The 24,250-nt window shown below is 74.3% G+C and carries 23 protein-coding genes; 4 read left to right on the top strand and 19 right to left on the bottom strand.

Features of this window, described 5'->3' with window-relative positions:
- Positions 1-97: 97 nt before the first annotated feature.
- The 7 genes from ABD332_RS06260 to ABD332_RS06230 all read right to left on the bottom strand — a co-directional run bounded on the left by ABD332_RS06260 (position 98) and on the right by ABD332_RS06230 (position 6,863).
- Entirely contained in the window at positions 98-922 is an 825-nt protein-coding gene (locus ABD332_RS06260; protein WP_344500427.1) for an HTD2 family dehydratase, read from the bottom strand.
- A complete protein-coding gene (locus ABD332_RS06255; RefSeq protein WP_344500425.1) occupies positions 915-1,745 on the bottom strand; it encodes an HpcH/HpaI aldolase/citrate lyase family protein in 831 nt (276 codons plus the stop codon). The genes ABD332_RS06260 and ABD332_RS06255 overlap by 8 nt, the downstream gene beginning before the upstream one ends.
- Positions 1,742-2,647: a polysaccharide deacetylase family protein gene (locus ABD332_RS06250; RefSeq protein WP_344500423.1), complete on the bottom strand. Its 906-nt coding sequence runs from the start codon at positions 2,645-2,647 to the stop codon at positions 1,742-1,744. The genes ABD332_RS06255 and ABD332_RS06250 overlap by 4 nt, the downstream gene beginning before the upstream one ends.
- 13 nt (positions 2,648-2,660) lie before the next feature.
- Complete coding sequence (locus ABD332_RS06245; protein WP_344500421.1) at positions 2,661-3,440, bottom strand: SDR family NAD(P)-dependent oxidoreductase; 780 nt, start codon at positions 3,438-3,440, stop codon at positions 2,661-2,663.
- A complete protein-coding gene (locus ABD332_RS06240) occupies positions 3,440-4,087 on the bottom strand; it encodes a cysteine hydrolase family protein (protein ID WP_344500419.1) in 648 nt (215 codons plus the stop codon). Before ABD332_RS06240 ends, ABD332_RS06245 begins: the two co-directional genes overlap by 1 nt.
- Positions 4,084-6,171 carry an MmgE/PrpD family protein gene (locus tag ABD332_RS06235; RefSeq protein ID WP_344500417.1) on the bottom strand — a complete coding sequence of 696 codons (2,088 nt, stop codon included), beginning with the start codon at positions 6,169-6,171 and terminating at the stop codon, positions 4,084-4,086. Before ABD332_RS06235 ends, ABD332_RS06240 begins: the two co-directional genes overlap by 4 nt.
- 101 nt (positions 6,172-6,272) lie before the next feature.
- Positions 6,273-6,863, bottom strand: a complete 591-nt coding sequence (locus tag ABD332_RS06230) for a MarR family winged helix-turn-helix transcriptional regulator (RefSeq protein ID WP_344500415.1) — start codon at positions 6,861-6,863, stop codon at positions 6,273-6,275.
- 80 nt (positions 6,864-6,943) lie between these two features.
- Here ABD332_RS06230 and ABD332_RS06225 point away from each other — a divergent pair, with 80 nt between their 5' ends.
- Complete coding sequence (locus ABD332_RS06225; RefSeq protein ID WP_344500413.1) at positions 6,944-7,687, top strand: maleate cis-trans isomerase family protein; 744 nt, start codon at positions 6,944-6,946, stop codon at positions 7,685-7,687.
- An 83-nt stretch (positions 7,688-7,770) separates the two neighbouring features.
- Here ABD332_RS06225 and ABD332_RS06220 read toward each other — a convergent pair whose 3' ends face one another.
- Genes ABD332_RS06220 through ABD332_RS06200 form a run of 5 tightly spaced genes read right to left on the bottom strand, consistent with a single transcriptional unit; the run spans position 7,771 to position 13,127 of the window.
- Complete coding sequence (locus ABD332_RS06220; RefSeq protein ID WP_344500411.1) at positions 7,771-8,241, bottom strand: hypothetical protein; 471 nt, start codon at positions 8,239-8,241, stop codon at positions 7,771-7,773.
- On the bottom strand, positions 8,238-9,695 hold the full coding sequence (locus tag ABD332_RS06215) for an aldehyde dehydrogenase family protein (protein ID WP_344500409.1): 1,458 nt from the start codon (positions 9,693-9,695) through the stop codon (positions 8,238-8,240). The genes ABD332_RS06220 and ABD332_RS06215 overlap by 4 nt, the downstream gene beginning before the upstream one ends.
- Positions 9,692-11,062: a UbiD family decarboxylase gene (locus tag ABD332_RS06210; RefSeq protein WP_344500407.1), complete on the bottom strand. Its 1,371-nt coding sequence runs from the start codon at positions 11,060-11,062 to the stop codon at positions 9,692-9,694. Before ABD332_RS06210 ends, ABD332_RS06215 begins: the two co-directional genes overlap by 4 nt.
- Positions 11,059-12,570, bottom strand: a complete 1,512-nt coding sequence (locus tag ABD332_RS06205; RefSeq protein ID WP_344500405.1) for a 4-hydroxyphenylacetate 3-hydroxylase family protein — start codon at positions 12,568-12,570, stop codon at positions 11,059-11,061. Before ABD332_RS06205 ends, ABD332_RS06210 begins: the two co-directional genes overlap by 4 nt.
- Complete coding sequence (locus ABD332_RS06200; protein ID WP_344500748.1) at positions 12,567-13,127, bottom strand: flavin reductase family protein; 561 nt, start codon at positions 13,125-13,127, stop codon at positions 12,567-12,569. The genes ABD332_RS06205 and ABD332_RS06200 overlap by 4 nt, the downstream gene beginning before the upstream one ends.
- Before the next feature lie 97 nt (positions 13,128-13,224).
- Between ABD332_RS06200 and ABD332_RS06195 the strand changes: the two genes are divergently transcribed.
- Genes ABD332_RS06195 through ABD332_RS06185 form a run of 3 tightly spaced genes read left to right on the top strand, consistent with a single transcriptional unit; the run spans position 13,225 to position 16,464 of the window.
- The gene (locus ABD332_RS06195; RefSeq protein WP_344500403.1) at positions 13,225-14,424 is read left to right on the top strand and encodes a CoA transferase; all 1,200 of its coding nucleotides are present in this window, start codon (positions 13,225-13,227) and stop codon (positions 14,422-14,424) included.
- A gap of 28 nt (positions 14,425-14,452) precedes the next feature.
- The gene (locus ABD332_RS06190; protein ID WP_344500401.1) at positions 14,453-15,664 is read left to right on the top strand and encodes an acetyl-CoA C-acetyltransferase; all 1,212 of its coding nucleotides are present in this window, start codon (positions 14,453-14,455) and stop codon (positions 15,662-15,664) included.
- Positions 15,661-16,464: an enoyl-CoA hydratase/isomerase family protein gene (locus ABD332_RS06185; RefSeq protein WP_344500399.1), complete on the top strand. Its 804-nt coding sequence runs from the start codon at positions 15,661-15,663 to the stop codon at positions 16,462-16,464. Before ABD332_RS06190 ends, ABD332_RS06185 begins: the two co-directional genes overlap by 4 nt.
- Positions 16,465-16,468: 4 nt before the next feature.
- Here ABD332_RS06185 and ABD332_RS06180 read toward each other — a convergent pair whose 3' ends face one another.
- The 7 genes from ABD332_RS06180 to ABD332_RS06150 all read right to left on the bottom strand — a co-directional run bounded on the left by ABD332_RS06180 (position 16,469) and on the right by ABD332_RS06150 (position 24,248).
- Entirely contained in the window at positions 16,469-17,389 is a 921-nt protein-coding gene (locus ABD332_RS06180) for an SDR family NAD(P)-dependent oxidoreductase (protein ID WP_344500397.1), read from the bottom strand.
- 76 nt (positions 17,390-17,465) lie between these two features.
- Complete coding sequence (locus tag ABD332_RS06175) at positions 17,466-18,299, bottom strand: enoyl-CoA hydratase/isomerase family protein (RefSeq protein WP_344500395.1); 834 nt, start codon at positions 18,297-18,299, stop codon at positions 17,466-17,468.
- The gene (locus tag ABD332_RS06170; protein WP_344500393.1) at positions 18,296-19,165 is read right to left on the bottom strand and encodes an acyl-CoA dehydrogenase family protein; all 870 of its coding nucleotides are present in this window, start codon (positions 19,163-19,165) and stop codon (positions 18,296-18,298) included. The genes ABD332_RS06175 and ABD332_RS06170 overlap by 4 nt, the downstream gene beginning before the upstream one ends.
- Positions 19,162-20,313, bottom strand: coding sequence for an acyl-CoA dehydrogenase family protein (locus ABD332_RS06165; RefSeq protein WP_344500390.1), 1,152 nt, complete (start codon positions 20,311-20,313; stop codon positions 19,162-19,164). Before ABD332_RS06165 ends, ABD332_RS06170 begins: the two co-directional genes overlap by 4 nt.
- 17 nt (positions 20,314-20,330) lie before the next feature.
- On the bottom strand, positions 20,331-21,134 hold the full coding sequence (locus tag ABD332_RS06160; RefSeq protein WP_344500388.1) for an amidohydrolase family protein: 804 nt from the start codon (positions 21,132-21,134) through the stop codon (positions 20,331-20,333).
- The gene (locus ABD332_RS06155; protein ID WP_344500386.1) at positions 21,121-22,170 is read right to left on the bottom strand and encodes an LLM class flavin-dependent oxidoreductase; all 1,050 of its coding nucleotides are present in this window, start codon (positions 22,168-22,170) and stop codon (positions 21,121-21,123) included. Before ABD332_RS06155 ends, ABD332_RS06160 begins: the two co-directional genes overlap by 14 nt.
- A complete protein-coding gene (locus tag ABD332_RS06150; RefSeq protein ID WP_344500384.1) occupies positions 22,167-24,248 on the bottom strand; it encodes an acetate--CoA ligase family protein in 2,082 nt (693 codons plus the stop codon). The genes ABD332_RS06155 and ABD332_RS06150 overlap by 4 nt, the downstream gene beginning before the upstream one ends.
- Between the last annotated feature and the right edge of the window lie 2 nt (positions 24,249-24,250).

The raw sequence follows: 24,250 nt of genomic DNA, 5'->3' as shown, positions 1-24,250 counted from the left end.
GCAGTATCGGGCTCGCCGAGGACCGTACCAGGCTCACTACCGTCACCGTCACCCCTGACGCACGCTCCGCAGTCCAGGCGTGTCCTCGCGGCGAAACTTACGCGCTGACGCCCGGGGATCCGCCGGCGACGTGGGCGGTCACGTGGACGCCGTCCACCGTGGACAGTGACAGTTCGTCGGTGCCGGTGATGCGGGCCTCCTGGCCGCAGAACAGGGGCCGCATGTTGCGGTGGGTCACCTCGGTCACCGGGGCGGCGTCGCGCAGGCGGACGGTTTCCAGCAGGGCCAGGGTCATCAGCGGTCCGTGCACGACGAGGCCCGGGTAGCCTTCCACACCCATGGCGTAGGCCAGGTCGTAGTGGATGCGGTGGCCGTTGGCGGTCGCGGCGCTGAACCGCATGAGCCGGACCGGGTCCGTGCGCAGCACCCACTCCCCCGGTCGGTCGGCCGGTGACAGCAGCGCGTCGACCGAGGACGCCTCCGGCAGTACGGGTGCCGCTGAGGCCGGGGGTGAGGCCGGGCGGTACACGATGTCCTGGGTCTCGACCACGGCCAGCACCCCGTCCGCACGGGTGAGGCGGATCTGCACCGTGGACAGGACGAAGTCGCCCTGCCGGCCGGACTTCGGGGTGGTGGAGAGGACCTCGACGGTGCGGTCGACCGTCGAGCCGACGGTGAGGTCGGCGAGCAGGCGCACGGTGCCGCCGGCGAACATGCGGCGCGGGAACCCGGGCGGGTGCGGCGGCGTCACGTGGCGCGGGTGGCCGTCGGGTCCGGTCTCCCCGGCCGGCGGCCACGTCGGCAGCGCGGCCCAGTGCCACAGCGGCGGCAGCGGGTCGCCGAGGCCGGGCGCGGGCAGCCCGGTGTCGAACAGCGCGGCCAGCGCCTGCACCGGGCCGGCCTGCAGCAGTACCTCAGTCACCGGCTTCTCCTCGCTCCAGCACGCGGCGGGCCCGTTCCACGACCGGGCGGTCGACCATGCGGCCGTCGACGGTCACGACCGCCCCTCCGGCGGCCGCCGCGGCGACGATCCGGGTCGCCCAGGCCGTCTCGTCCGCCGACGGGCGGAACGCGGCACGGACGAGGGGGACCTGCCGCGGGTGGATGCACAGTTTGCCGGTGAAGCCGAGGCCGCGGGCGTAGGTGACGTCGTCGGCGAGCAGCGCGTCGTCGGACAGGTCGGTGGTGACGCCGTCGATCGGGCCCGGCAGGCCCGCCGCCGCGCTCGCCAGGACCAGCGTGTGCCGGCAGGTGGCCAGCGCCGACCGGTCGGCGGGATCGACGCCGAGCTGGGCGGCGAGGTCGAGGTGGCCGAACGCCAGCCGGGCGACGCCGGGGACACGGGCGATGCGGGCCGCGTCGAGCACCCCGGCCGCCGTCTCCACGAGCGCGATCACGGCGGGTGTACTGCCCAGCCGGCCGGTGAGATCCTCGATCGCCGACGGGTCCTCGGCCTTCGGCAGCATGACGGCGGCGTCCACGGTGGACAGTGCGGCGACGTCGTCCGCGTGCCACTCGGTGCCGATGGCATTGATCCGCACCGCGGCCGGGTTGCCGGCGGCCAGCCAGGCGAGCGCCGCCGACCGGGCCGTGGCCTTGTCCTGGGGTGCGACCGCGTCCTCGAGGTCGATGACGACGGGAGCGCCGGTGCCGGCCGCGCGGTCGAAGCGCTCAGGGCGGCCGCCGGGCACGAACAGCACGCCTGTGGCTCGGGCGATCCGGTCGGCGATGGCGGCACCGGTCATGCGGTCACCGGCCGGCGCCCGGGCTGCGACGGCGACGCCGCCGGCACCTGGGCGGTGAACCAGTCGGCCACGGTGCCCGGGTCGGCGAAGGTCACCGCCGGGTCGGCGGCGAGCTCCTGGACGACCTCGAAGAACCCGCCGACGCGGTGCGGCACGCCCAGCAGGTGCGGGTGCATCGGCAGCGCCAGGACCCGGGCGCCGCCCTCGGCCCGGGCCTCGGCCTTGAGGACCGCGACGGTGGCCCGGACCCGTCGCACGTACTCCGGCATCGGCTGGTGCTCGACCGCGACGACCACGCTGTCGTTGAGCTCCAGGTTGTACGGCAGGGCCAGCAGCGGCGGCGTGGTGCTCATCCACAGTGGATGGTCCGCGACCGCCCAGTCGAGCACGTAGTCCACGCCGAGCTCGGCCAGCACCTGCGGGGTGTGGACGGTCTCGGCCAGGCCGGGGCCCATCCAGCCGCGCGGGCGCCGGCCGGTGCTCGCGGTGAGCAGCTCCAGCGACTCCCGGATCGCTGCGCGTTCGTCGGGGGCGCCGGTCACCGCCTCCTGGCGCACGCCGTGGGCGACGAACTCCCAGCCGGTGTCCAGCAGCAGCTCGAACACGGCCGGGTAGTCGGTGTGGATGGCCGCGTTGACGCTCAGCCCGACCGGCAGGCCGCGGCCGGCGAAGCCGTCCACGAGCCGCTCGATGCCGGCGCGCAGGCCGTAGTCCACCCAGCTGTAGTTCGGCACGTCGGGCACGTTGTCGCGGCCGTGCGGGGCGGTGAGCAGCTTGCGTGGCATCGGCCGGTCGAAGGGCCACGACTCCACGTTGAGGATCGGCATGAGCACCAGGTCGGCGCTGTCCGGGCCGGTGAGCCGGGGCAGCTGGGCCGGCAGCTGGTGCGGTATCCACGTCATCGCGACTGTGCTCCTATCGGGTCTGGCCGCCGTCGACGGTGATGCTGGTGGCCACGAGGTGCGCCGCCCGCGGCGACAGCAGGTAGGCGGCGGCCGCGGCGACGTCGGCGGGCTCGGCCGGGTGGCCGGCGGGGATCTGCGCGTCGAGGGTCGCCGCCGCGGTGGCCTCGTCGACGCCGGCGGTCGCCGCGCGGTGGGCCAGCAGCGCCGTGTACCGGCCGGTGCGGGTCGGGCCGGGGTGCAGCCCGGCGACGCCGATGCCGTGCGGCGCGAAGAAGCGGCCGGCGCTGGCGACGAGGCCGTCGAGGGCGGCGTTGATGGCGGTCGAGGTGACCATGCCGGGCGGCGCGTCGCGGGCCGCGTTGCCGGCGACGAGCACGATGCGCCCGCCGTCGCCGCCGCGCATCAGTGCCGCCGCCGCACGCATCACCCGGACCGACCCCAGGAACTTGGTGGTGAACGCCGCCTGCCAGGCGGTGTCGTCGATCTCGTCGAACGTGCCGATCGGGGTCGATCCGACGCAGGCGAGCAGCCCCCACAGCGGCGCGTGCCGGGCCGCGGCGGCCGACAGCGCGGCCACGCCGTCGGTCGTGGTCAGGTCGGCGGCGACGACGGTGACCTCGGGCGCGCCGGCCTCGCGGGCCTGCGCGGCCAGCGCCTCGAGGCGGCCGGGGTCGCGGGAGGCCAGGAGGAGCCGGGCACCCTCGGCGGCCAGTTGCAGGGCGGCGGCCCGGCCGATGCCGGCCCCCGCGCCGGTGACGGCGACGAGCCGGCCGGCGAGCTGCAGGTCCATCAGGCGTCCCTCCAGAGCGCGGTGAGGTCATCGGTGGTGCAGACGGTGGCGTAGCGGTGCCGGGCCGTTTCCAGCGTGGCCTCGTGCAGCGGCACCGACCAGGAGCCGCAGGCGTCCTCGGGCAGCACGACGTAGTAGTCGGCGCTGAACGCCTCGCGGGCGGTCGCCTCGACGCACACGTTGGTGGAGACGCCGGCGCAGATCACGGTGCGCGTCCCGGCGGAGCGCAGCAGCAGGTCCAGGTTCGTGCCGGCGAAGGCGCTGTAGCGGTACTTCTGCACGACCACGTCGTCGCCCTCGGGGGTGAGCTCGTCGATGATGCGCTGCCCCCAGCTGCCCTGCACGCACAGGTCGGTGACGGAGAACGTGGCCCGGGACCGCGCGTCGAGCCACGGTCCGGAGTCGCTGGCGTGCTCGGGCAGCGTGGTGTGCTGCGCGTGCACCACGAGCAGCCCGGCCGCCCGCGCCGCGGTCAGCAGCCGGCGCATCGCCGGGATCACCCGCCGGCCGTGCTCGAGGGACCGGCCGCCGCGGGTGGCGGTCTTGCCGCGCGGGTCGAGGAAGTCGTTGCACATGTCGACGAGGACGAGGGCGGTGTGCGCCGGCTGCACTTTCTGCGCGAGGGTGCCGAGGATCTGCGGTGTCATGCCCGGACCAGCTCGCGCAGGTCGCCGCCGGGGGCGTCGACGTTCATCGCGGCCCGCCAGCGGCGCGCGGCGCCGTCGTCGCCGAGCACCGGCACCGTCAGCAGCCGGAACTTGGCCTCCAGCTGGGCGTCGGTCATCGGTGCGGCGACGCTGCCGGTGGCGTGCTGGACGGTGAACGTGTGGGTGACGCCGCCCGGCAGCCACACCTGGACCCGGCACGCGTCCTTCGGCATCGCCGGGTCGGTGACCGCCTCGACCTTGCGCCGCAGCCCGACCACCTGCGGGTCCGTCGCCCGCGCGTCGGTGTACTGCGCCGGTCCGGCCCCACCGTCGAGCATCCCGACGGCGAAGCAGTGGTACACCGAGAACTTGCTCTGCAGCCCGTCCACGGGCTCGCGCACGCCCATCACCTCCAGCACGACCGGCCGGACCGTCGCCACGACCCGTTCGATGTCCGCGGCCGGCAGCCCGGCGTCCCGCGCCGCGATCGCCGCGTCGATCACCGAATGGGAGACGATGCCGCAGCTGTACGGCTTGAAGGCGTTCTCCTCGACCTCCCAGCCGTCGCCGAGGCGCTCCAGCGCGGCGTCCGGGTCGTAGGCGGGTGCGAGCGCGGCGGCGAGACCGGTGGGCGCGCCGAACGGGTCGGCGGCGCCGGTCAGCCCGGCGCCGGCCAGCAGCACCGCCTGCAGCCCGTCCGCGGCTGACCGGCCGACATGCAACGCCTTCGTCATCGAGCCGAGCTGCTCGGTGACGCCGGCGGCGAGCGAGCCGGCGATCGCCAGGGCGTGCCGGGTCTGCTCGGCGTCCAGCCGCAGCACCCGGGCGGCGGCAGCGGCAGCGCCGACGTGCCCGGCGGTCCCGGTCACGTGCCAGCCGCGGTCGAAGTGCCCGGGCCCGAGCGCGATGCCGACCCGGCTGCCGACCTCGATCCCGGCCACCACGCCGGCGAGCACGTCGCGGCCGTCGGCGCCGACGAGGGCCGCGGCGGCGAGGGCGGCGCCGACGACCGGGGCGCCGGGGTGCAGCACGGTGCGCAGGTGCGTGTCGTCGAAGTCCTCGACGTGCATGGCGTACCCCATGAGCAGCGCCGCCGCGTATCCGGACACGGTCCCGCCGCGCCCGGCTACGGGAACGTCGCCGCGCAGCCCGAGGTCGCGGAGGGTCTCGGCGACTCCCAGCACGGCGGGGTGGGCGGCGGCGTCGACGGCGAGGCCGACGACGTTGGCCAGGGCCCGGCGTCCGGCGTGGCGGGCGCTCTCGGGCACGGCGTCGAGATCGAGACCGCTGGAGAAGGCGGCCAGCCGCGCCGCGAGATCCGGTCCGGCGGGCACCGGTCGGGCGGGCACCGGCGTCGCCTGCTCCTGGGGTTCCAGGACGGTCCAGACCGTGCCGAAGCCCTCCAGGAGGGTGGCCGCGGCGGTGCGGTCGCCGTAGGCGAACAGCAGACCGCGCGGCCCTTCGAGGGCGGTCGGTGACGCCGTGACGCCGTGGCCGGCCAGTGCGGCGGCGAGCACGCCCGCGGCGGCGGCGAACCCCGGCGTCAGGTCGCCCAGCGGCGTCCCGTCGTGCACCCGGTGGCCGCCGGTGAGGCTGGCCGCGATGCACAGGGCCGTGGTCAGCCGGTCCTGCGTGGCGCCGCCGGCGAGGCAGGCGGTCACGGCCGCCCCGAGCACACCGACGCTGCCCGCCGGGTCCCAGACGGCCGCGTGACGGGGGCCGAGCGCGGTGGCGAGCCGCACGGCCAGTTCGGCGCCGATGAGCACGGCCACGGCGGGGTCACGGCCGGCGGCGGGTTCGGGGACGGCGGTGGCCGCGGCCGCGCACACGCGCCACGCCCATGCCGGCCCCGCGGGCCCGTCCTGGCGGTGCCGGTGCTCGGGCAGGGCCCCGGCCAGGAGGGCGGTGGTGAGCGGGTCGGTGGTGTCCGGGCCGTACGGCGTCTGTGCGGCGATGCGGTGCAGCGCCGGCGCGGGCGGTGCGCCGGCCGCTGCGAGGGCCGCCTTCGCGGCGGCCAGTGCGGACGCGTCGACCGGCGCGGCGCAGGTGCGCAACACGCGGTCGGCGAACGATGATGCGAGCACGCCCCACCCCTAACACTCAACTACAGTGCTTAAGCGAGGTTAACTACTTAGGGACGGCAAGTCCAGGACGGGTCGGTCACAGCGCCACCCGGGCGGGCGCGTCAGGCCGGCGTCGCCGCCTTGGCGGTGCGGCCGGGCTTCGCCGCGGCCTCGTCGGCCGACGCGAGCTGCAGGCTGGCCCGCAGGCTCTCCCCCACCGGCGATCCGGCCTTGATCCCCACGAAGAACGCGAGCACCACCAGTGCCGCCTGGCGCTGGTCGTCGGTGAGCTGGCGGTGGAACAGCGCCGCGTGCGCCTGGACCTGCTCGTTGATCTCGGCCAGCACCGGGCCGACCTCGGCGGTGGCGACCACGCGGGTCATCCGCTTGTCCTGGTCGGTGCGCTGCCGCTCGACCAGCCCGCGCCGCTCCAGGTCGCGGACCAGGCGCGAGGCGAACGCCGGGACCACGTCGAGGCGCTCCGCCAGCTGGCTGACCGTCAGCGGCTCGTCCATCACGCCGAAGATCTGGATCAGCGCCTGGTGCGCCAGCGGGTCGAACCCGTGGTCGCGGGCGGCGTCGTCGACGATGCGGATCACCTTGCGGATCACGTAGCGGGCGGTGGCGACGGCCTGCACGTACGTCTTCTGATCGGTGACCTTGTCCTGGCCGTTCTGCACCCAGGCAGCCAGCGCGATCTCGGTCTCGTTCACGTGCGTCCCCTTCACCGTGCCCGGTTGAGCCTCAAGTATCACACTAGGAATAAGTACCCAGGATCATTATGCTGATGGCCATGGTACCTCCGGCAGCCATCCGCAATAAATGGGGCGTCATCATTCCGTCGACGAACATCATGGTCGAGCATGACCTTGCCATGCTCTGCCCGTCCGGCGTGACCTTCCACGCCGGGCGCGCATACATCAGTAAACCGTCGATGGCTTCCGACGCCGACGCCGAGGCCCTGCTCGACCAGATGGACGCGTCGTTCGACGTGGCCCTGCGCGACGTGCTGACCCTGACCCCCGACCGCATCGTCATCGCCATGTCGGCCGAGGTGATGCGGCGCGGCGTGCGGGGCGGCGCCGAGTTCGTCGACGCCGTCGCCCAGAAGGCCGGCCTGCCCGTCACCACCGGCCCGGCCGCGGTCATCGCCGCGCTGCAGCGCATCGGCGCGACCCGCATCGCCGTGCTGACCCCGTACCAGCCCGAGTCGGACCGGCTGACCAGCCAGTACATGCGGGAATGCGGCTTCGACGTGGTCCACGTCGAGGGTCTGCGCCGCACCTCCGCCACCGACATCGCCGAGACCACCCCCGGTCAGGTCATCGCCGGACTGCGCGCCCTGGCGGCGCACCGCCCCGACGCGCTGGTCGTGGTCGGCACCAACCTGAGCGCGGTGAAGCTGGCCGCCGAGGCCGAGCACTGGCTGGGCCTGCCCACGGTCGCCATGAACGCCGCCACGGTCTGGCACGCGCTGCGCGAGTCGGGCATCACCGACCGCCGCGCCGACGCCGGCTTCCTTCTCCGCGACTTCTGACGGCCACCCAAACGCCGGCTACCCCGAACGGCGGCGGCGGCACTGGGACGCACCCGGTGCCGCCGCTGCTCTCTGGCGTCTGGTTAGCGCAGCGCGGTGAACGTCCAGCGGCGGGAGCTGGCGTACCAGGGCAGCGCCGCCACCTCCGCCCGCTTGGGGGCGCGGCCGGCGGCGGCACGCTCGGGACCGTCGAGCACCTGCAGGTCGGCCAGCTCGTGCAGCACGAAACAGTTGCGCTCCCCCGCCGGGACGTCCGGCGCGAGCAGGCGGCGGACGCGCAGCCACGACGGGGCGGCCAGCAGCAGCGGGGTGTGCTCCGTGTCGTACCAGTCGTCGAACTGGGCCAGCCCCGACGGCGGTACCGCGAAACTCACCATCAACAGGAAGGCACCGGGGGCGGACGCCGGACCGGAGTCGGCGCGCACCTCGCACAGCGGGCCGCCGTCGACGGGGTCGTGCGGGACCAGGGCCAGGCCGTCGGCCGGGTCGTCGACGGAGATCCAGCGTTCGACCAGTGGCAGCGTCCCGACCGGGCCGCGCAGCAGTGTGATCACCAGCGTGTCCTCATGTTGACCGCCTTCACCTCGGCGTACGTGCGCAGCTCGTCCAGGGTCTCCTCGCGGCCCAGGCCGCTGTCCTTGACACCGCCGAACGGCTGCCCCCAGTAGTGCCGGCTCACGTCGTTGACCCAGACGTAGCCGGTGTGCAGGCCGCGGACCACCCGCATCGCCTGCCGCAGGTCGTTGGTCCACACCGCGCCGGTGAGCCCGTAGTCGACCGCGTTGGCCTGGGCCAGCACGGTGTCCACCGAGGACCAGCGCAGGACGGAGACGACCGGGCCGAAGATCTCCTCACGGGCGATGCGCATGTGCGGCTCGACCCGGTCGAACAGCACCGGCGGCTGGAAGAACCCGCCGGACAGGCCGGGATCCGCACCCGTGGCGACGATCCGGGCGCCCTCACCGCGACCGGCAGCGACGTAACCGGCCACCCGGTCGCGGTGGGCGGCGGAGACGAGCGGCCCCATGGCGGTACCGTCGACATAGGCCACACCCGGCACGAACCGGGCGATGCGCTGCTCCACGGCGGCGACCACGGCGTCGTGGACGTCCTCATGGACGAAGACCCGCGACGTGGAGCCGCACGACTGCCCGGCGCAGCTGTCGAGGTTCATGCCGGCCACGACCGCGTCGGCGACGGCCTCCACCGGCGCGTCCGGGAACACGATCATCGCGTTCTTGCCGCCGAGCTCCAGCGACACGTGCTTGACCGCGCTCGCCGCCGCGGCCCGCTGGATCGCCAGCCCCGTGGCGACGCTGCCGGTGAAGCCGATCCGCCGGATCAACGGGTGGCCGACCAGCGCGGCTCCGGCCTCGGCACCGCCGGTGACGACGGTGAACACGCCCGGCGGCAGCACCTCCTGGGCGATCTCGGCCAGCCGCAACGCCGACAGCGGGGTCTGCTCGGCCGGCTTGAGCACCACGGAGTTGCCCATCACCAGCGGCGGCAGCATCGCCTTGATCGCGAAGTACGCCGGGTGGTTGTAGGCGACGATGCGGGCCACCACGCCGAACGGCTCGTATTCGGTGAAGTGCAGGTCCCGCGGGTCGATCGGGATCGTGGCGCCGCCGGTCATCCCGGCCACGGCGGGCCAGGTGACGAACTGGTGCAGGCAGCGCTCGACGTCGGACAGCATCGCCGGGAACGGGTTGCCGCCGTCCAGCGCGTCGAGCATCGCCAGCTCGTGCCGGTGCTCGCGGACGGCGGCGCCGAGCGCCTCCAGCAGCCGGCGGCGGCCCGGCACGCCGAGGTCGCGCCAGGCGGGCTGGGCGGCCGCGGCGGCCCGCACGGCGCGGTCGACGGTGGCCGCGTCGGCGACCGGCACGTCGGCCAGCGGCGCACCGGTCGACGGGTCGACCGTCGGCACGTGGCGCAGGCCGGCGACCGGCTCGCCGGCGACCAGGATGCGCGGGGCGATCCGGTCCCGGACGTCCTGCGGATCGATCATGAGGCACCTGCATCGGGGAACAGCTCGGACCAGCGGGCGCGGACCTGGTCGCGGACGCCGGCCGGCACGTCGACGAGGACCGAGCGCTCCGGGTCGGCGCCCAGCGGGCGGGTCGCATCGATGCCGAGCTTGGAGATGGTCCGGCCGACGGACATCGGGTCGACCGGGTTGGACTTCATGCCGGGCACCACCAGCAGGTCCTCGTGGGCGCGCATGCGGGTGGCGACCGCCCACTCGACCTGCCGGGGGTCGGCCGGGTCGATGTCGTCGTCGACGACGGTGACGTGCTTGATGAGGTCCTGGGTACTGAACGCGGCCAGCATCGCCAGGCGGGCCTCACCCGGGTTGCGCTGCTCGATCGCGATGACCGCATGGAAGCGGCAGCTGCCGGCCTCGGTGAGCACCACGCGGCGGGTGCTCGGCACGACCGCGCGGACCGCCCGCAGCAGCGTCGCCTCCCGCGCGACGGCGCCGGTGACGAGGTGCTCGGGGTGGTTGCCGCCGACGATCATCGTCAGCCACGGGTCACGCCGGTGGGTGACCGCGGTGACCCGCAGCACCGGGTTGTCGCGCATCGGCGCGTACAGGCCGGGGAACTCGCCGAACGGGCCTTCCGGGGCGCGGTCGCCCGGGTGCAGCAGCGCCTCGATCACGATCTCGGCCTCGGCCGGGACGAGGACGTCGACCGTGCAGCCGCGGACCATCCGCAGCGGCTCGCCGAACAGCGCCCCGGCGGCGTGCGCCTCGTCGAACGGCACCAGCAGCTGCGAGGCGGCGACGACGGCCGGGTGGCAGCCGAGCGCGACCGCCACCGGCATCGGCTCGCCGCGCGCCCACCACTCCTGCAGGAACTGCCACGAGTGGGTGGGGGCGAAGTTGACGCCGAGCCGGTCCGGGCCCTGCACCTGGAGCCGGGCGATGGCGAGGTTCTGCCGGCCGCCGCCGGGCGGGGCGCACAGCAGCACGCCGGCGGAGAGGTACCGGCCGCCGTCGCGCTCGCTGATCGCCGGGATCGGCAGCAGCCCGGTCAGGTCGATGCCGTCGGTGACGACGACCTCCTGGCAGGGCGCATCGTCGACGACCGCCGGCGGGACCGGCGAGTCGAGGGCGGCGGCGAGCACCTCGCCGAGCCGCTCGTCGTCCACGCCGAGCACGCAGGCGAGCTTGTCGCGGGTGTTGAGCAGGTTGCCGACCAGCGGGACCCGGTAGCCGGGCACGTCGTCGAAGCGGACCGCCGGGCCGTGCGCCAGCTCCCACAGCACGGCCGCGGCCTCGTACTCCCAGCCGACCGGCTCGGCGACGACGACGGCCTTGCCGTGCCGCCGCAGCGTCTCGAACGCACCCCGCAGGTCCTGCCCCAAGGTCACCCCCGCACCGGGTCGAGCGCGTCGCCGGCCGGCGGGAGCGCCGTGTCGCGCAGCCCGCTCAGGTCGTAGCTGTCCAGCATCGTGTCGACGAGCCGGCGGCCCGCGCCGAAGTCGTAGGCGTCGTACATGCGCATCTTCACCACGAACGGAGCTCCCGCGTAGAACATCTCGTACTGGTGGTGGCGGCTGGCGAACTCCGAGCCGACCATGTCCCACACCAGCTTGAGCAGTTTGACGCGCTCCGTGGCGGGATATCCCGGGGATTGCACGAACCGGTTCACGTCGGCGGCGATCGCCGGGTTGGCGAAGTCGTTGGCCGAGGACGGCAGCTGGATCAGCCCGCCGCCGCACAGGTCGCGGATCATCACCAGCAGCTTGGCGTACAGGTCGGGCTGCAGTGCCATGTTGGCGAAGCACTCGGCGCGGCCGGGCCAGGCCACGCCGTGCTCGTCGACGGTCGCGTGCTGCTCCTGGGCGAGGACCAGCCCGGTGACGGTGGCGACCTGCGCGGCCATCTCACCCAGCGCACCCTTGACCGGCGGCAGGTTGACCGAGCCGTTCATCTCCGCGACCCGGTGGGCGAGACCGATCAGGAACTCCAGCTTGGTCCAGAACCGGATCTGGGCCTGGTTGTTGCCCAGCAGGTGCCCGGCGGTGGCGAACCACTGGCGCTTGACGACGTCGAGGTTGCGGTAGGCGAACACATGTTCCCACGGCACGAACACGTCGTCGTAGACGAGCAGCGAGTCGGTCTCGTCGAAGCGGGCGCTGACCGGGTAGTCGAACAGGCTGGAGGAGGCCGCGGCGTAGGAACGGCGGGCGTAGATCTTCACGCCGGGCGCGCCGACCGGGACCATCGCGGCGAGCGCGTACGCCTCGTCGCCGGGCTGCAGCGGCGCGATGTTGCTCAGGTAGACGTAGTCGGAGATGGCGGTGCCGGTGCCGAGCATCTGCGCGCCGCGCACCACGATGCCGCCGTCGCGCTCGGCCACCACGCCCGCGTAGAGGTGCGGGTCGGCCTGCTGGTGCGCGGGCTTCGAGCGGTCGATCTGCGGCGGGAGGATGGTGTACGTCATGTACAGGTCCTCGTCGCGAGCCTTGGCGTGGAACGCCTCGACGTTGCGGGCGAAGTGCTCGCCGCCGGCGGCGAAGACGTGCGAGTGACCGGCGAACCCCGCCAGGAACCCGGCCACGTGCTCCGGGCCGCGGCCCATCAGCCCGAAGGTCTGCTCCGCCATCACCTTGAGCGCGATCCGGCGGCGGGTCAGGTCCGCCGGCGAGCGCGGGATGAGGTGGGCGAGGCTGACCGGCTCGCCGGTGGCCGGCGAGGCGAACGTGAGCTGATCACGGTTGGCCTTGTCGTCGACGGTGTCGTAGAGCGCGGCGACGGAGCGCACGGCGCCCTTGAACGCCGGGTGCCGGGTGATGTCACCGACGAGCTCGCCGTCGATGAAGACCTGGCGGCCGTCGCGCAGCCCCTCGAGGTACTGGTCGCCGCTACGGGTCATCGGACGCTCCCGTTGCTGGTGAGCGGTGCGGTGAATGGCATGCGCGTCGTCTCCTGTAGCGGGTGCAGTGCCTGGTATCCGCGCTGGTAGTGCACCAGCGGGCCGGGATCGGGAGCCGGGCCCAGCCCGATGCCGCGCACCCGTCCCACGATGACGTGGTGGGTGCCGGCCGGGAAGTGCCGGTAGGTTTCGCAGTCCACGAAGGCGAGCGAGCCGGCCACCGCCGGCGCCGTCCACTGTGGAGCGTCGATGAGCCACTCCGACGGGAGCACCTTTGACCCCCCAGGGCGCGAGCAGTGCTCCGCGATCGGCTCGGCGCCGACGCCGAGCAGGTTGACCCCGAAGTAGCCCGAGCGCAGCACCCGCTCGTAGGTCCGGGTGGCGCCGTGCACGCAGATGAGCACCAGGGGCGGCTCGCTGGACACCGAGCTGAAGGCGGTGGCCGTCATACCGACCGGCGCACCGTCGGCGTCGTGGACCGTGATGAGGGTGACCCCCGACGCGTAACGGCACATCGCTTCCTTGAAACTGTCCGGCGTCAAGCCGGCCGGTGTCATCGTCACAGCGACTCCCGTATTCTAGGTCTGGTATAAGACTAGCTTACCTAGGTACAATAACCAAGACCTTTCATTTCCGGTGGCGAGCGAGGAACCGATGAACCACACCGGCGACGGGCCACTGCGCGGCCTGCGCGTGATCGAGCTGGCGAGCTACATCGCCGCACCGCTCTGCGGCCTCACCCTGGCCCAGCTCGGCGCCGACGTGCTGCGCGTCGACCCGCTCGGCGGCACCCCCGACCGGCACCGATGGCCCCTCGCCCCGAGCGGCGCCAGCCTGTACTGGACCGGCCTCAACCGCGGCAAACGCTCCATCGCCCTCGACCTGCGCGCCGAGCAGGGCCGGCGGCTGCTCGCCGAACTCGTCGCCGGCGCCGACGCCGTGCTCACCAACGCCGGCAACCGCCCCGGGCAACGCTACGAGGACCTGCGCGCGACCCGCGACGACCTCATCTACATCGAGGTCGCCGGCGCGCGCGGCCGCGGCTCCGTCGACTACACCGCCGACGCCGCGGCCGGCTTCCCGCTCGCCACCGGCACACCCGAGACGTCCGAGCCGACCGGGCACGTCCTGCCCGCCTGGGACGTCGCCTGCGGGCTCTACGCCGCCGTCGGGCTGCTCGCCGCCCAGCACGACCGCGCCGCGACCGGCCGCGGCGCGCACCTCGTCATCGGCCTGGACGACGTCGCCCTCGCCACCGCCGGCAACCTCGGCTACCTCGCCGAGGCCGAGCTCACCGGCGCCGGCCGCCCCCGCGTCGGCAACGCCGTCTACGGCACGTACGGCCACGCGTTCGCCACCCGCGACGGCCACATGATGATCGTCGCGCTGACCGCCCGGCACTGGAACGACCTGCTCGCCGCGACCGGCCTCACCGTCGCCGCTCACGCGATCGAGGTGGCGCTCGGCACCGACTTCACCCGCGAGGAGGAGCGGTTCCGCCACCAGGGCCTCCTCGACGCCCTGCTGCAGCCGTGGTTCGCCGCGCGGAGCACCACCGAGGCCGAGGCGGCGCTGCGCCCCACGTCCGTGCTGTGGTCACGGTTCCGCACGTTCCGCGAGATCGTCACCGACGGCCGCGACGAACTGCTGGCCGGGCCGCTCTTCGACGTGCTCGACCAGCCTGGCGTCGGGCCGCACCTGGCCCCCGGATCCCCCATCACCGGCGGCGGCCGCACCCTCGGCGGCCCGCGCCCGGCGCCCGGGCTCGGCGACTACACCCGCGAGCTGCTCGCCGAGCTCGGCCGCTCCCCCGCCGACATCGACCAGCTCATCGACTCAGGCACCGTCGCCTGACACAGCCACACCACAAGGAGGTCGACGGATGCCCGACGCCGTCATCTGCGCCCCGCTGCGCACCCCCATCGGCCGCTTCGGCGGCGTCCTGCGCGACGTCCCAGCCGCCGAACTGGCCGCGGCCGTCATCCGCGCCGTGATGGAACGCACCGGCCTGGACCCGGCCGCCGTCGACGACGTCATCCTCGGCCAGTGCAGCCCCAGCGGCGAGGCACCGGCCATCGGCCGGGTCGCCGCCCTCGACGCCGGGCTGCCCGAGACCGTCGGCGGCGCCCAGGTCGACCGCCGCTGCGGCTCCGGGCTGCAGGCGGTCCTCAACGCCGCGATGCAGGTGCAGACCGGCGCCAGCGACCTCGTCCTCGCCGGCGGCGCGGAGAGCATGAGCCAGGTCGAGCACTACGCCACCGGGCTGCGCTGGGGCGCCGGCGAGCACGTCGCGCTGGTCGACCGGCTGGCCCGGGCCCGCGCCACCGCCGGCGGCCGCGACCATCCCGTGCCGGGCGGCATGGTGGAGACGGCCGAGAACCTGCGGCGGCACTACGGCATCCCCCGTGCCGAGCAGGACGAGCTGTCGCTGGAGTCGCACCGGCGGGCCGTCGCCGCCCAGGACGCCGGCGTCTTCGCCGCGGAGATCGTGCCGGTGACGGTACCGTCGAAGAAGGGACCGCAGACGGTCGACACCGACGAGCACCCGCGCCGCGACAGCACCCTCGAAGCGCTGGCCCGCCTGCGTCCCGTGCTCGGCCGCGACGACCCCGACGCCACCGTCACCGCCGGCAACTCCAGCGGCCAGAACGACGGCGCCGCCATCTGCGTCGTCACCACCCCGCAGCGGGCCGCGGAGCTCGGCCTCACCCCGCTGGTGCGGCTCGCCGGCTGGTCCCTCGCCGGCGTCGCGCCCGAGGTGATGGGCCTCGGGCCGGTCCCCGCCACCCGCCGCCTCCTGGCCCGCACCGGCCTGACGCTCGCCGACATCGACCTCATCGAGCTCAACGAGGCCTTCGCCGCGCAGGTCCTCGCCGTGACCCGGGAATGGGGCCTCACCGCAGCCGACTTCGCGCGGCTCAACGTGCACGGCTCCGGCATCGCGCTCGGCCACCCGGTCGGCGCCACCGGCGCCCGCATCCTCACCACCATGGCGTACGCGCTGCACCGCCGCGACGCCCGATACGGCCTGGCGACCATGTGCATCGGCGGCGGGCAGGGTCTGGCCGCACTGTTCGAGCGGGTCGGCGCATGAACGGGCCGCAGTCCGACGTGCTGCTCGACGTCAAGGACGGCGTCGCCCGGATCACGCTCAACCGGCCCGAGCGCGGCAACGGCGTCACCTACGCCCTCGCCGCGCGGCTGCACGACGTTGTCGCCGAGGTCGCCTCCCGCCGGGACGTGCGGGTCGTCGTGCTCACCGGCGCCGGCCGGCAGTTCTGCGTCGGCGGCGACCTGGCCGGTGACGCGTTCGCCGCCGCGCGCCAGGACGTGCCGGTGGACGACGACGTGCGGGCGCAGATCGAGCGCGGGCGGCTCACCGAGGCGATCCGCGCGCTGCCGCAGATCACCATCGCCGCCGTCAACGGCGGCTGCGCCGGCGCCGGGCTCGCCCTGGCCCTCGCGTGCGACCTGCGGATCGCCGCAGAGCACGCCGTGCTGCGCACCGCCTACCTCGACGCCGGGGTCAGCGGCGACTACGGCATCACCTGGCTGCTGCCGGCCCTGCTGGGCGAGGCGCGGGCGAGGGAGCTGCTGCTGCTGTCGGAGAAGCTCGACGCGCAGACGGCGCTGCGGTACGGGCTGCTGCACCGCGTCGTGTCCGGCCCGGCGCTCAACGGCACCGCCGACGCGTTCGCCGAACGGTGCGCTGCCCGCGCGCCGCTCGCCGTCGCGGCCATCAAGGAGAACCTCGCCGGCGCCGCCGGCGTGCCGCTCGGCGAGCACCTCGCCGCCGAGGCCCGCCGCCAGGTCGCCACCGCCCGCTCCGCCGACGCCGCGGAGGCGGCCGCGGCGTTCCTCGCCAGGCGGCCGCCCGTCTTCCACGGTCGGTAGGGGCTCAGCCCTGCGCCACGGGGCCGGCCGCCCGCTTGCTGCGGTCGGTCATCGAGAACCGCAGCCGGGCCATCATGTTCTCCACTTCGGGGTCCCGCCCGGCCTGCGCGAACAGGCCCGGCACCCCGGCGGCCAGCTCGTCCTGGGTCCAGCGGCGCTCACCGTTGCGGATGAACGCGACGCTGGTGAACGGCTCGTACAGCTCCACGACGTCACCCTGCACCCCGAACACCTTGCCGGAGATCGTCCCGGCCGCGTCGCTGCACAGGAACGCCACCATCGGTGCCACGTTGTCCGGCGACCAGAAGTCCCAGCCCTCGCCGCCGCCGATCTCGCCGTAGGCGCCGGACGTCATCCGGGTCCGCGCGGCCGGGCACACGACGTTGCTGACCACACCGTAGCGGGCCATCTCCTGCGCGATGATCGACGACATCGCCACGACGCCGGCCTTCGCCGCGCCGTAGTTGGCCTGGCCGAAGTTGCCCAGCAGCCCGGCCGTCGACGAGGTGCCGACGAGCCGGCCGCCGGTGCCGGCGTCGCGCCAGTGCACGCACGCGGCGTGCGCGACCGCGTAGTGCCCGCGCAGGTGCACCCGGATCACGTCGTCCCACTCGTCCGCCGTCATCTTCACGAACGTGCGGTCGCGCAGGAACCCCGCGTTGTTCACCACCGCGTCGAGCCGGCCGAACGTGTCGACGGCGGCGGCCACGATCGCGTCGGCGACGGCGGTGTCCGCCACGTCACCGGCGACCAGCACCGCCCGCCCGCCGCCGGCCTCGATCTCCTTCACGGCCTCGGCGCCCGCGTCGGCGTCGAACTCCGCGACCACCACGCTGCCGCCGAGCGCCGCCACCTCGAGGGCCTCGCGGCGGCCGATGCCGTGCCCGGCACCCGTGATCGCGACGACCTTGTCCACCAGGCTCATACCCACTCCTCCGCTGAGCTCCTGTCATTCCGGTGAGCGGCTCCTCCGCGGTACCGCGGGCCGCTCCTGCCGCCGCTCATTCCGCCTGCGGGTAGTCGCCGGCGAGCAGGCCCTGCTGGACCGCCGCGATCGTCTCCTTCATGCCCAGCTCCGCGCGGCGGGCCGCGATGAACTCCGCGCCCGGCGCCTGGTGGCTCACCGCGGAGAACTCCGCACCGGACAGCACGGCGTCGCGGAAGCCCTGCAGGTTCATGGTGCGGTTCAGGGCGTACTTCTTGACCGCCAGCACGTCGCTGGGCGTGTTCGCGATCCGCGTCGCCAGCTCGTGCGCCCGCTCGTGCAGCTCGCCGGCCGGGTACACGTGGTTGGCCCAGCCGAGCTCGACGGCCTCTTGGGCGCTGAACCGGCTGCCGGCGATGTACGCCAGCTCGCGGGCCTTCTTCGGCCCGACGAACCAGCTCGCCACCGGCGACAGCAGCCCGCCGCCGACCGGCAGCTGCGGCCAGCCGATGACGGCGTCGTCGGCGACGACGGTCAGGTCGCACATCACCGCCATGACCGTCGCGGTGCCGAGGCAGTAGCCCTGCACGGCGGCGACGACCGGCTTCGGCGAGTCCCAGATCCGCAGCCAGCGCTCCAGGCTCGCGCGCTGCCGCTGCCAGTCGGTGTACGAGGAACGGTGCCCCGCCGACGCGGCCCGGCCCGGGCCGGACATGTCGCCGCCGGTGCTGAACGCGCGGCCGGTCGAGCAGACCACGACGACCCGCACGTCCGGGTCGGCCTCGTGCGCGGTGAGCCCGGCGGTGAAGCCTTCGAGCATCTCCGGGGCGAGCGCGTTGAGCTTGTCGGGCCGGTTGAACCGCAGATACCCGACCCGGTCTTTCGTGAAGACCTCCAACAACTCGGTCATGCCGCGCTCGCCGTCAGCGCCGCCACGACGAGCCGGTGCGCCTGGGTGACGTGGCGCAGCGACCAGTGCAGGTCGCACTCCCAGGTGTAGCCGATCCCGCCGTACACCTGGATCGCCCGCTCGACGACGGAGGCGCACAGCTGCAGCACGTACGGCGCGCCGCTTGTCATCGCCGCTGGGTCGTTGCTGAACCAGGTGACGCCGCTGCGGGCCAGCTCCACGTCGCGGTGCATGTCGGCGAGGGTGTGCTTGACCGCCTGGAACGAGCCGATCGGCCGGCCGAACTGGACCCGGGTCTTGGCGTACTCCACGGTGTCCTGCAGCGCCCGGTCGGTGGCCCCGACGGCCTCCGCCGTGGCCAGCAGCGCATAGTCGCGCAGCGCACCGGCCGGGGCGAGCGGTCCTGGCGCGGTGTCCGCGCGGCCCAGCGGCAGCGACGGAGCGTGGTCGTCGACGGTGAACTCCCCCGTGACGGGCGCGGTGCCGTCGGCGGACAGCGCCAGCGCCGCCTGCATCGGGTACGGCAGCAGGAACCGGTTCCACTCGGGCACCACGAGGGTGATCGGCGTGCCGGCGGGCGGCCGCTCGGCCAGCCAGCGGCGCGCGGCCAGGGTGCTCAGCAGCGGCAGGCCGACCAGGGCCCGGCCCCACGCCTCGGCCATCACGCACAGGTCCAGCAGCGTCACGTCGGCGTCGGTGCCCGGGGTGTCGCCGTCGGCGAGCTCGGTCCAGCCGCCGGCGGCGAGCTCGCCCCACAGCTTCGCCGGGGACCAGCGGTCCTCGCCGGTCGTGCCCTCGACCGCCATCTGGTGCACCGCGTCGGTGACCTCCAGGCCCAGCGGGCTGGGCAGGTATCGCGTGCTCACGCCTTCGCGCTCCCTTCGCGGGGCAGGCCCAGGACCCGCTCGCCGATGATGTTGCGCTGGATCTCCGACGTGCCCGACACGATCGTCGAGGCCCGGTGGAACAGCAGCCGGGTGCGGTACAGGTCGGTGTGCTCGGGGCAGCCACCGAACGCGGCCAGGTGCACGATCTCCTGCACCAGCTCGCTCCAGGTCACCTTCAGCACCGCGCTGGAGCGCGGCGAGGCGTCGCCGCCGGCCATCTTCTCCAGTGAACGCATCATCTGCCAGCGCAGCAGCTCGACCCGGGTGACGAACTCGGGCAGCCGGGCCGCGATCGCGGGGGCGTGCGCGGCGCAGTGGTCGGTGAACAGCCGCAGGTAGCCGTGCAGCTGGTTGAGGGCGATCGCGCCGAAGCCGACGCCGCGCTCGTGGGTCAGGATCGTGCCCGACACCAGCCAGCCCTCGTCCTCGGCGCCGACGAGCAGGTCGGTGCTCGTCTCGGCGCCGTCGAAGAACACCTCGTTGAACTCGTGGGTGCCGGTGATGTTGATCAGCGGCCGGACCTCGACGCCGGGCTGGCGCATCGGCACGAGCATCAGTGACAGCCCGCGGCTGCGGGAGCCGGCCGCGCCGGTGCGGGCCAGCAGCAGGCACCAGTCGGAGAACTGTGCGTACGTCGTCCACACCTTCTGGCCCTGGATGCGGTACACGTCGCCGTCACGCACCGCCCGGGTGTGCAGCGAGGCGAGGTCGGAGCCGGCGCCGGGCTCGGAGAAGCCCTGGCACCAGTTCTCCTCGCCCTTGAGAATCGCCGGCAGGAACCGGGCGCACATCTCGGGCGTGCCGTGGTGGATGATGGCCGGCCCGGCGAGCAGCCGCCCGACCCGGCCGAGCCCCTCGGGGGCGTCCATGCGGGCGGCGATGTCGTTGAACGTGAAGTCCTCCACGACGCCGAGGCCGCGGCCGCCGAAGCGCTCGGGCCACGACAGGCCCGCGTAGCCGGCGTCGAAGAGCTGCCGGTCCCAGGCCCGGCGGATCTCGATCTCCTCGTCCATCGTGAGGTGGTCGCGACGCTCCCGCCACTCGGCGGGGATCGCGGTCGTCAGCCACGCCGTCACCTCGCGGCGGAACTCGTCCACCGCGGGGTCGGCGAATGATGTTGCCGGCACTCGTGCAGCCTCCTGATTCAGCGGTCCCAGCCCAGGCGGCGAAGCAGCGCGCCGCCCATGACCAGGTCGAGGTCGTCGTCCTTGAGGAACGGCAGCTCCTCGGTGAACATCGCGACCGCCTGCGCGTAGGTGCACGGCAGGCGGGTCGCATCGGTACCCCAGAACACGCGCCCGGCACCGAAGGCGTCGACGACGCGCTCGATGCGGGGCGCGAGACCGCGGTAGGGGTAGGGCTCGTCGGTGGCGCACGGCAGCGCCGACGCCTTCACCGACACGTTGTCGTGCGCGGCGAGCGCGACGAGCTCGTCGAGGATCGGGTCGAGGGCGTCGTCCTTGTCGTCGACGAACAGCCCGAGGTGGTCGACGATGAGGTTCAGGCCGGGGTGGGCGGCGGCGACCGGGCCGAGCTTGGCCAGCTGCGCCGGCGCCCACACCATGACGGGCAGGCCCTGCTCGGCGGCGACCGGCCAGAACCAGTCGGCGGTGCCGTCGTCGAGCCAGGAGACCTTGTGCCACGGCGGGAACCCGACCCGCACGGCCACGACCGCGTCGTCCGGCCACGCCTTGACCTGCTCGCGCGCCTCCGGCTTGTCGAGGGCGAGGTGGGCGGTGGTGCGGAAGCGGTCGGGGTGGGCCGCGACCGCGTCGAGGCTGATCTGCATCGCGGCCGGGAACGGCGGGACGAGCACGGCCCGGTCGATGCCGGCGGCGTCCATGTCGGCGAGGATCGTGGCCAGGGCGATGACCCGCTGCCCGAACTTCGCGGCCCGCTCCTCGTGGCCTTCGGGGAAGAGGTGGATCTGGCTGTCACAGGTGAGCATCGGCCGTCCTTTCCGATCGGGCGTGCTGGACGGCGGCGACGAGCGCGAGGCCGTTGGCCCGGGTCTGCTGGGGTGTGCCGCCGGAGGTGAGCTGCAGGACCAGTTCGTCGACGCCGGCGGCGGCGAACCGCCCGGCGGTGGCGGCGATCTGCTCAGCGCAGGAGTCCCGGTCGCCGGCGACGGAGTAGGCCGCCACCATGTCGTCGGGCACGAGCGCCGCCACCGGCCCCCAGTCGCGGAACCGCAGCTCGGTGGCGAGGTCGCGGATGCGCTGGGCCACCTCGGTCCACGGCGTGCCGGCCAGGACCGGGTGGTAGCTGGGGGTGGAGAAGTAGAACGCCAGCTGCCGGCGTACCGCGTCGGCGGCGGCCGCCGGGTCGTCGTCGACGACGCAGATCTTCCACGCCGCGAGCTTCGGCCGGTCCGGACCGGCGACGGCGGGGGCGACGACGTCGCGCAGGTAGGCCGGCGCGGTGGCGAGGCTGTGCAGGGCGATCCCGTCGCAGGAGCGGGCGGCGGCGCGCAGCATCACCGGGTTGAGGGCGGCGGCGTACAGCGGCACCCCGGCGCGCAGCGCGGCGTCCTGCGGCATGTCCAGCTGCGGGAAGTCGCACTGGTAGAACCGGCCCTCGAAGCGCAGCCCGCCCTCGGACCGCAGCGCGGCGCGGACCAGCTCGGCGTATTCGGCGGTGCGCGGCGCCGGGTGGTCGTAGCCGGCCGCGTCGAAGCGTCTGGTCCGCACGCCGCGGGTGCCGGCGCCCAGCCCGAGGGCGAACCGGCCGCCGCTGAGCTCGGCGAGGTCGGCGGCGGCCATCGCCACCGCGAGGGGTGCCCGGGTGAACGAGTAGGCGATGCCGGTGCCGATGCCGATGCGGCTGGTGTGCGCCACCAGGTGGCCGGCGCGGACGATCCCGTCGCCGCCGAAGCCCTCGGTGGTCCACACCCGGTCGAGGCCGGCCTCCTCGGCGGCCCGGGTGATGTCCAGCAGCGGGCCGAGGTGGCTGGTGGCCAGCGCCATCGAGACGCGCACGGTCATACCGGCTCGCCCTTGGGCAGCAGCACGATGTCGAGGATCTGCGGGCCGGCTGTGGCGTCGACCATGACCGGGTTCAGCTCCAGCATCGACCAATTGGCGAGCCGGCCGCCGACGAACTCGGTGGCGAGCCGGGCGATGAGCGCGGCGGTGGCGGCGCGCTGCCCGTCCGGCACCGGCAGGCGGTCCAGGGCCCGCTCGACGGCACCGTCCGTGGCGGGCAGCGCGATCAGCGACGAGTCGGTCTTGGCCTCGACGTCGCCGCCGCCGGATCCGACGATGAGGTACGGCCCGTACCACGGGTCGCGGTTGAGCGACACGAACAGCTCGACGCCGGTGCCGGTCTCCTCGACGAGCACGCCGCGCACGCCGGGCAGCCCGGCCGCGGCGGCGGAGGCGAGGACCCGCCGGGCGGCCGCCCCGGTCTGCTCCGCCGTGGCGCAGCCGAGCACGACGCCGCCGACCTTCACCTTGTGCAGCAGCCCGTCGGCGACGATCTTCACGACGTGCGGGTGCGCGAGGCCGGCCACGGCCCCGGCGACGCCGTCGACGTCCTCGGCCGCCACGAAGACCGCCTTCGGCATCGGCACGTCGAGCGCGTCGAGCAGGTCCCGGGCGGTGCGGCCGTCGGGCGCGTCGCCGATCACGTCTGCGAGCCCCGTCGCCCGCGGTGCCTCCGGCTGGGTGCGCGGGTAGAGCCGCGCCAGCATCCGGGCGGTGGTGGCGATCCCCCGCACCAGCAGCGTCTCCGGGTGCCGCTCCCGGAACGCGACGGCCCAGTCGGTCCACGCGAAGTCGCTGAGCGTCGACACGATGGTGGGGCAGCCGGTGGCGGCACCCAGGTCGGCGTAGCGGTCGAGCGAGCGGCGGTGCACGTCGCGCTCGTCGTCGGCGTCCGGGAAGGTCAGCGCGTACGGGATGACGACGGCACGCACGGCCGGGTCGGTGTAGACGGCGTGGAACGCGGCGGTCACCTCCTCGTACGGTTTCGGCGAGGCGGTCAGGTCGATCGGGTTGCTCACGTACGCCCCGTCGGGCGCGACCGCCCGCAGCGCCGAGGTGGCCGCGTCGCCGAACGTGGCCAGCCCGACGCCCTCGTGGGTGAGCAGGTCGGCGGTGAGGGCGGCGGCGCCGCCGGACGTCTCGATGACCGCGACGCCGCCACCGACGCCACCGACGCCACTGGCGCCGTGCCGGCTGAGGTATTCGGCGATCGCGGCGGCCCGGGTCAGCTGCTCCATGCTGCGCACCCGGATCACGCCGTGCGCGGTGAGCACCTCGTCGACGAGCCGGTCGGGGCCGGCCAGGGCGGCGGTGTGCGATCGGGCGATGGCCGCGCCGATCTCCGACCCGCCGGACTTCGCCAGCACGATCGTGACGCCCTGCTCGCGGGCGCGGGTCAGGGTCCGCTCCAGGCGGGCCCGGTTGCCGCCGAACGACTCGAGGTAGGCGGCGATGACGGTGGTGGTCGGCCGGTCGAGCATCGTCTCCATCGCGTCGATGGGGTCGAACGCGGCGCCGTTGCCGATCGACACGCACAGGTCGACGCCGGCGCCGTCCTCGGCCAGGCCGCCCATGATGGTGGTGGTCAGCGAGCCGCTCTGGGACACCACGGACACGCCGCCGACCCGCAGGTCCGGCGGGATGGGCGCGCCGAGCGGGGCGATGCCGGCGCGGAAGTCGGCGAACCCGACGCCGTTGGGCCCGTAGAGCCGGCTGCCGGTGCCCTCGACGATGCCGACCAGCTCCCGCTGCAGCCGGATGCCCTCCTCGGTGCCGCGCTCGGCGTACCCGTCGGAGATGAGCACGATGTGCGGGACCTTCATCTCGACCGCCTTGGCCACGACCGAGTTCGCGGCGGCGGAGTTGACGATGAGCACGGCGACGTCGGGGGTCCGCGGCACGAGGCCGAGGTCGGCGACGGTCGGCACGCCACGCACCTCGGGTCGGGTGCGGCTCACCGGCCAGATCTCGGCGTCGCCGAAGGTGCGCAGGTTGTGGAACAGCAGGTAGGTCCAGAGGCTTCCGTCGCGGGCCCCGACGAGCGCGACGCCCGGCCGGGGCGTGCTCTGTGCGGTCATGT

The organism is Dactylosporangium maewongense (assembly GCF_039531485.1).
Lineage (GTDB): Bacteria > Actinomycetota > Actinomycetes > Mycobacteriales > Micromonosporaceae > Dactylosporangium > Dactylosporangium maewongense.
The sequence above is the reverse complement of the archived record's forward strand: the minus strand, read 5'-3'. Positions and strand labels throughout refer to the sequence as shown.